7 protein-coding genes and 1 pseudogene are annotated in these 6,376 nt (G+C 45.7%); 4 read left to right on the top strand and 4 right to left on the bottom strand.

Annotation, left to right across the window (positions count from 1 at the left end; translation table 11 throughout):
- Positions 1 to 262 precede the first annotated feature (262 nt).
- Genes EWV84_RS15620 through EWV84_RS15635 form a run of 4 tightly spaced genes read left to right on the top strand, consistent with a single transcriptional unit; the run spans position 263 to position 3,147 of the window.
- Complete coding sequence (locus tag EWV84_RS15620) at positions 263 to 1,444, top strand: M20 family metallopeptidase (RefSeq protein ID WP_287078745.1); 1,182 nt, start codon at positions 263 to 265, stop codon at positions 1,442 to 1,444.
- A gap of 22 nt (positions 1,445 to 1,466) precedes the next feature.
- A complete protein-coding gene (locus EWV84_RS15625; protein ID WP_287078746.1) occupies positions 1,467 to 1,931 on the top strand; it encodes an MEKHLA domain-containing protein in 465 nt (154 codons plus the stop codon).
- A gap of 14 nt (positions 1,932 to 1,945) precedes the next feature.
- Positions 1,946 to 2,647 (top strand): orotidine-5'-phosphate decarboxylase, encoded by a 702-nt coding sequence (pyrF, locus tag EWV84_RS15630; RefSeq protein ID WP_287078747.1) that lies wholly within the window; start codon positions 1,946 to 1,948, stop codon positions 2,645 to 2,647.
- A complete protein-coding gene (locus EWV84_RS15635) occupies positions 2,611 to 3,147 on the top strand; it encodes a hypothetical protein (RefSeq protein ID WP_287078748.1) in 537 nt (178 codons plus the stop codon). The genes pyrF and EWV84_RS15635 overlap by 37 nt, the downstream gene beginning before the upstream one ends.
- Here EWV84_RS15635 and prmC read toward each other — a convergent pair.
- From prmC to EWV84_RS15655, 4 genes and pseudogenes are all read right to left on the bottom strand, one after another.
- Positions 3,144 to 4,028 (bottom strand): peptide chain release factor N(5)-glutamine methyltransferase, encoded by an 885-nt coding sequence (gene prmC / locus EWV84_RS15640; RefSeq protein WP_287078749.1) that lies wholly within the window; start codon positions 4,026 to 4,028, stop codon positions 3,144 to 3,146. The two genes, EWV84_RS15635 and prmC, sit on opposite strands and share 4 nt — an antisense overlap.
- A gap of 5 nt (positions 4,029 to 4,033) precedes the next feature.
- On the bottom strand, positions 4,034 to 4,840 hold the full coding sequence (locus EWV84_RS15645; protein WP_287078751.1) for a Tic22 family protein: 807 nt from the start codon (positions 4,838 to 4,840) through the stop codon (positions 4,034 to 4,036).
- Positions 4,841 to 5,229: 389 nt separating this feature from the next.
- Positions 5,230 to 5,664, bottom strand: coding sequence for a hypothetical protein (locus EWV84_RS15650; RefSeq protein ID WP_287078752.1), 435 nt, complete (start codon positions 5,662 to 5,664; stop codon positions 5,230 to 5,232).
- An 80-nt stretch (positions 5,665 to 5,744) separates the two neighbouring features.
- Positions 5,745 to 6,376, bottom strand: a pseudogene (locus EWV84_RS15655) (hypothetical protein); the annotation flags it as partial.

Below are 6,376 nucleotides of genomic sequence, written 5' to 3' on the forward strand. Positions count from 1 at the left end.
TTGCGCGCGACTTTTTACCCGGACAAGCTTTTCTGAACGGAACCCCCTAAGCCGAGTTTTCAAGGTGCTGTCCGCCCACTTGGTTTTCGAGACGGTCTTTTTAATTCTAACGTAAAGCCGCCGTTCTACGGCGGGGTTTCCCACCCAAAATTTTCGATGAAAGAATGCCGAGAAGACAATGCAGACTTAAAATCAGCCAAGTCGAATTTTCAGGTAAAAAATGCTCTATGATTAAGTCTAAAGATACTGTAAAACTGGTTTCATGCTCTCCGAGATTAAAAACATAGCCGAGAGTCTCGCACCCCGATTAGTGGAGATTCGCCGCCACATTCACGCGAATCCAGAGTTAAGTGGGCAAGAATATCAAACGGCCGCCTATATTGCCGGAGTTTTGTCTTCCTGTGGTCTATCGGTGCAGGAAGCGGTGGGAAAAACGGGAGTTAAGGGAGAATTGGCAGGAAAAGGCAGTGATCGGAGAATTTTAGCTATCCGCGCCGATATGGATGCCCTGCCGATCCAAGAAAGAACCGATTTAGACTTTGCTTCCCGTAAACCGGGGATTATGCACGCCTGCGGTCACGATGTTCATGCTACCGTCGGTTTAGGGGTGGCGATGGTGCTTTCCCGTCTCTCGGAACCTTTGGAGGGAAAAATACGCTTTCTCTTTCAACCAGCAGAGGAAATCGCCCAGGGGGCCAGTTGGATGATCCGGGAGGGGGTGATGCGGGATGTCAGCGCCGTTTTGGGGCTGCACGTTTTCCCCTCGATTCCGGCCCGCTCGATCGGGGTTCGTTACGGGGCCTTAACTGCAGCTGCCGACGATCTGGAGATTTTTATTCAAGGGGAATCTGGCCACGGGGCCCGTCCCCACGAGGCGATCGATGCTATCTGGATCGCCTCGCAAGTAATCACCACTTTGCAACAGGCAATTAGTCGGACTCAGAACCCTTTGCGTCCCATTGTTCTCACCATCGGGCAGATTAGCGGTGGTCGCGCCCCCAACGTCATCGCCGATCAGGTACGCATGGCGGGAACTGTGCGATCGCTGCACCCAGAAACCCACGCCCATCTCCCGGAATGGATCGAGAGTTTGGTCACGAATGTCTGTAGCACATATAACGCTAAATGTCAAGTAAAATATCGTCGGGGCGTGCCATCGGTGCAAAATGACCAATTTTTAACCCGGTTAGTCGAAGAAGCCGGTTTAGAAGCTTGGGGACAGGATCGGGTGTTAATTCTCTCGGAACCCTCCATGGGGGCCGAGGATTTTTCCCTTTATTTGCAACAGGCCCCGGGGACAATGTTCCGTCTGGGAGTGGGTTCTCCTCACCTCCTTAATCCCCCCCTTCACCATCCGGAATTTTTAGTGGATGAGTCGGCAATTCTGACGGGAGTGATTACTTTAGCCTACGCGGCCTATAAATATTGGCAACGGCAAGATTAAACCGGTTTTTCAAGATAATTTTATGGAAATTTGGGAAGATTTAGCTATTATAGCTTGGACGGAATTGCTGCTGGATAGTTATGAACAATTAATCGGGCGATCGCTTTTGCCCCGGATCGGTACTGGCAAAGAACAGAGTAAAATGCTCTTTTATGCCCCTTTTGTGCTGGTTTCCCACGGTACACAAACTAATCCGATCTTCAATTATGGTAATCGCGGCGCCCTCGATCTCTGGGGTTTAACTTGGCAAGAATTATTAGCAACTCCTTCGCGAGCGACGGTAGAGGGAGAGGAAATCGCCCAAGAACGCCAAAAAATGCTGGATTTAGTCAAAAAACAGGGCTATATCAACGATTATCACGGGGTAAGGATCACGAAAAACGGTCAACTATTTCGCATTGAAAAAGCGATCGTTTGGAATATCATCGATCGTGATGGCATTTATTGCGGACAGGCTGCCACTTTTGCCGATTGGATTTTTCTCTGATTTATCACCCCAATATGACCAACTCAGACCGAATTATTGTTCCTCTCGATGTGCCGGATTTAGAATCAGCGATCGCACTGCTCGATCTGTTGCCGGAAGTCAATTTTTGGAAAGTGGGACTAGAATTATTTGTCAGTAGCGGTGCAGAAATTCTAGCCATTTTGCAAGAAAGACAAAAAAAGAGCTTTCTCGATCTAAAATTTCATGATATTCCCAATACGGTTGCCGGGGCCTGTCGTTCAGCTAGTCGCTATCAAGTGGATTTACTCACCCTCCACGCTACGGCCGGACGGCAAGCGCTGACGGCGGCGAAAGGGGCAATCTCTGACCTGCCATCCCCGCCAAAACTTCTCGCTATCACCGTTTTAACCAGCCTTAACGCCCGTGAATTAGCCCTCGACCTCAAAATTCCCATAGAGCTATCGGAATATGCCTTAAATCTGGCATTATTGGGCAAGGAATCGGGAATTGATGGGGCGGTTTGTTCTCCCCAAGAAGTGGCGCAATTGCGGCGCGTCTGTGGAGAGGATTTTCTCTTAGTTTGCCCCGGAGTTCGTCCCTCCTGGTCAAGCAAAGGGGATCAAAGTCGGGTGATGACTCCGGCCCAAGCGCTTAAAGCTGGGGCTGATTATCTAGTAATTGGACGACCGATCACCGGTGCCGAGGAGCCAAAGGTAGCATGGGCAAAAATTTGTCAAGAATTAGCCGATATTTAGCTGTATTACTGGTTATTTTCGGGATTAACTTCCCAGCCGTTAGTCTTCCTCTTTCTAGCTGTCCAGAGGATTTAAATCTTTTAGTTGATCGCCTCTTGTCAGATTTACCCGGTTATGCTAACCGAGTTATTACCCGCTCCCAAATCGATCCAGAATTATCTACACCGGTTTTTGTGATTATTGCCGGTCGTCCCGAATTTGCACCCCTACCTTTAACTGCTAGTCAATATTCTGGTCAAATTGCCGATGACACTCAACAGGTTTTTTTTACGACTTTAGAGCGTCAGTATAGCAAAAATCGCTCTGTCACTCTCCAGAATTATCATTGGTTATTTTTAACTAAAACTGGGGAAGGATGGCGATTAGTGACGATTTACAGTCAATTAGCTTCCCTAGAACCCGCTCAAGTCCCCTTACCTCCCCTAGAAACCAGTCAAGGCACCATCGGCCAAGCGGTGCGTCTCTGGCTGCGGGACTGCGAAGCGGGGACATTGCGCTAAATTCGCTCGGCCAAAACAAAGCGATCGAAACCTGCTAGGTCGTTAATAATCTGAATTTGTCGATAATTGCCCTGATTTTCCAGCATTTGCGCTACTTTTTCCCCTTGACCGGCTCTCATTTCCACTAGCCAAAGGCCTCCCGATCGCAGATAATCGGGAGCAGTGGCCACTAGATAGCGCAGCGCGGTCAATCCGTCTTCACCTCCATCCAGGGCCAAACGGGGTTCATGTTCCCGCACTTCAATTTGTAAGTCGAGAATTTCTGCACTGGGAATATAGGGAGGATTGGACACCATACCGCTAATCTGTCCTTTCCACTTCTCTAGGGGTGTCCACCAGGAACCCTGTTTTAAGATAATTCTGTCGGCAAAACCCGTATTGATGATATTCTCTTTGGCGATCGCTAAAGCCGTTTGACTGTAATCAATAGCATATATTTCTGCTTTTGTCAAGATACTGGCTAAACCAATAGCGATCGCACCGCTACCGGTTCCCAGATCTACCCAGATTCCCCCTTCTTCTCCTCTGACGGTTTCTGCAACAATATCGATTAATAACTCGGTTTCGGGACGAGGAATTAAGACTTCTGGGGAGACTTTGAGGGTAAAATTACGCCAGACCACCGATTCGAGCAAATACTGTAAGGGAACCCTTGCTTGAAGGCGTTTTTGCCAGCGTTTAGTAATTTCCGACCAAGAATAACTCAAAGGGATTTTTTCTCGTTCGCGAAAGGATTGTAAGCGCAGGGAAAGAGTATCTATATCTGTCACTGCTTGCAGAAAGATATCCACTTCCTTGGCAGATAGTTGCGCTTGCTGCAGATCAGCGATCGCCTGTTGTCGCCATTGACTTAATTCTTGACCGGAAATACTAGCAGACACAAGGCTTAACGATTGGGTGCGGGGGCGGGGCGATTATTGGTATTATTATTAGGGCGTGGCTGATTTGCTGGGGGTTGGTTGGGAGCCTTTTGGTTGCTATTTGCCCGAATAAAATCAATCGTTTCTTGGCTAGGATAGAGGAGAATTTTAGTTAAAGCTTCATCGTTGCTTTGTTGTAGGGTGGCGATGACATTTTCTAAGGGAATAACATCAATTTTCACCGTGGCTGCTTCTGCGGGATTAGCTTTTTTATATTGTTCTACCATTTGCAAAGCGGCGGCTTTTTCAAAGAAGAAAGGAATAAAATCCTGATTATTGCGATTGATCACCAGAAAATTACTCTCTTTTCCTGCTTTCGGCACAAATAAAGGTACACCACCTTGATATTGTTGACCTCTTTCACTGAGCAGTTTTTTCGCTGATTCTACTTCCGACTCTTTGGGAACAAAATCGATAATTAAACGATTTTGATCGGTTTGACTGGCTTGCATTTTATAGACTTGTGCCAAAGAAACAGGCTGAACTTTAACCTTACTAGCCACTTCAGGATTCTCTTTTTTCAGTCGTTCAAAAAAGTTTTGTGCGTCCTGTTGACTGATAAAAACTCCCGTGAATTTCTGTTCTTTTTCTCCCACGGCAATTAGGGGAACTCCTTGATCATCGGCAATAGCGAAGACAGGTACAGACTGCAAGGTTCTGACGATTTGTTCTTCCGGTAAAGCGAGTGCTTTAGAATAGCTTCCCAGCAGCGAAGTCAACATTGTCGTTCCTACTAAACCAAAAGTTGCCGTCCAACGAATGAGAGATTTCATCAAAATAATTACCTCGTTATTACTATTAACCAATATTTGTCGTTAATCTGAACTATATAGTCTATTTGACTCCTCCGATCAGGAGTTTTTTGATGAATAACAAGCCCCGAAAGTTCCCTTTATTGGCTTGCTTCTCAACCATCATAGCTAAAAAGCTCCATATTTGGTGAGATGTGGTCGCAGCGGCGGCCAGGAAACAGGGGCAATTTACGGGCTGATCTAGGAAATAATAGGGATTAATTGGAGTTTTTAAGCTATATTTTCAAAAAAAAATCGCTTTAGCTACGTTTTAAGCTTGCTTTTGCCTTAATAAGCACCAACTTAAGATCAAAAGGCATCCTCTTGTGTGAATCAGTTAGTCAACCGGCCACCTCTTGATCTTGGCACTGCTAATGACTTTCCGAGAGATGGCGCGGATGGGCGATCGCTAACCGCAGCCATTGATAGGAAACTAGATTTAAAATCAGTCCGATAATCAATAAAATTGCCATGAGAGCGATTTGATACCAGGCGATCGGTCTGACCAAAAGATCGGCGATGAGATGGGCTAAATTCAAGACAGAATAGAGAATTGTCAGCCAGAAATGGGCCTTTCTCAAGGAGCGACTTTCGCTAAAATTGACCCCGATAATCGCTAACATTGGCAGCAAAAAAAAGAGCAACATTCCCCAGAAAATCGGATCGAGATTGCTGGTTTGATGACTCTCGACGATCGATTGACCATGGAAGAGCGGCATTAACCCCAGTTGGGTGTGAAATAGGGTTCCCAAGAGGAATGTTGTCCAGAGAGCGGCAATTTTTTCGGAATATTTCGCTGTTTTCACGGTAATTATCCTCTTAATCGGTTAGTATAAAAGCTCGGGCTAAGTGAGAAAGTATTCTTCAATTTTTCCTAGTCACTTAATCACTTTACCAAATTGTCCGTCAAAAGTTGGTAGAGTAGCCTAGTTTCATAAAACAGCAAGCGACACAGTCCATCCTTACCCAGTGCCTTAAAGCTGGGTAATTCTTTCCTTTTTTCGATTCTTCGACCATTTTCGTGGTCGTAATAGATATGAATCCGGGGATTAAGCCAAGAATGCTTAAGCTTGCCAATAATCTCAGTTTTAGCGGGTTTATTAGGACAAATAGTAACCATTGCATGAGCATACAAGTGAGAGCGCATTAAATCGGACCCTTTCCAGGATTTCTTGACTTTATCATGTTTAGCAGAAGTATCACCAGAAATCTGATAGGAATAACCAAGACCTAAGTAAGCTTGAAACTTTCTCAAGCTGATGTCGTGATCACCTCTAAAATAAGGTTTACCATTAACTAGGAATCTCTCGATAGGATAGCAGTGCAAAAGCAGTAAACTTTGAGTAACCGTGCCGAAAAGAAACTGTTCAAATACTCGACAATAATCCTTAAACTGCTCGGTGGTGATTCGGTAGTAGTGATAGCGGCTTAATCCTTTGCTTTGCTGTGCATTGTAGTCATGGATAAAATACCAAACAGCTCCAACGTGATTCTCCATTTTTTTAGAGAAAGATAGAC

This window comes from Microcystis sp. M_QC_C_20170808_M3Col, assembly GCF_007095505.1.
In the GTDB taxonomy this organism is placed as follows: Bacteria; Cyanobacteriota; Cyanobacteriia; order Cyanobacteriales; family Microcystaceae; genus Microcystis.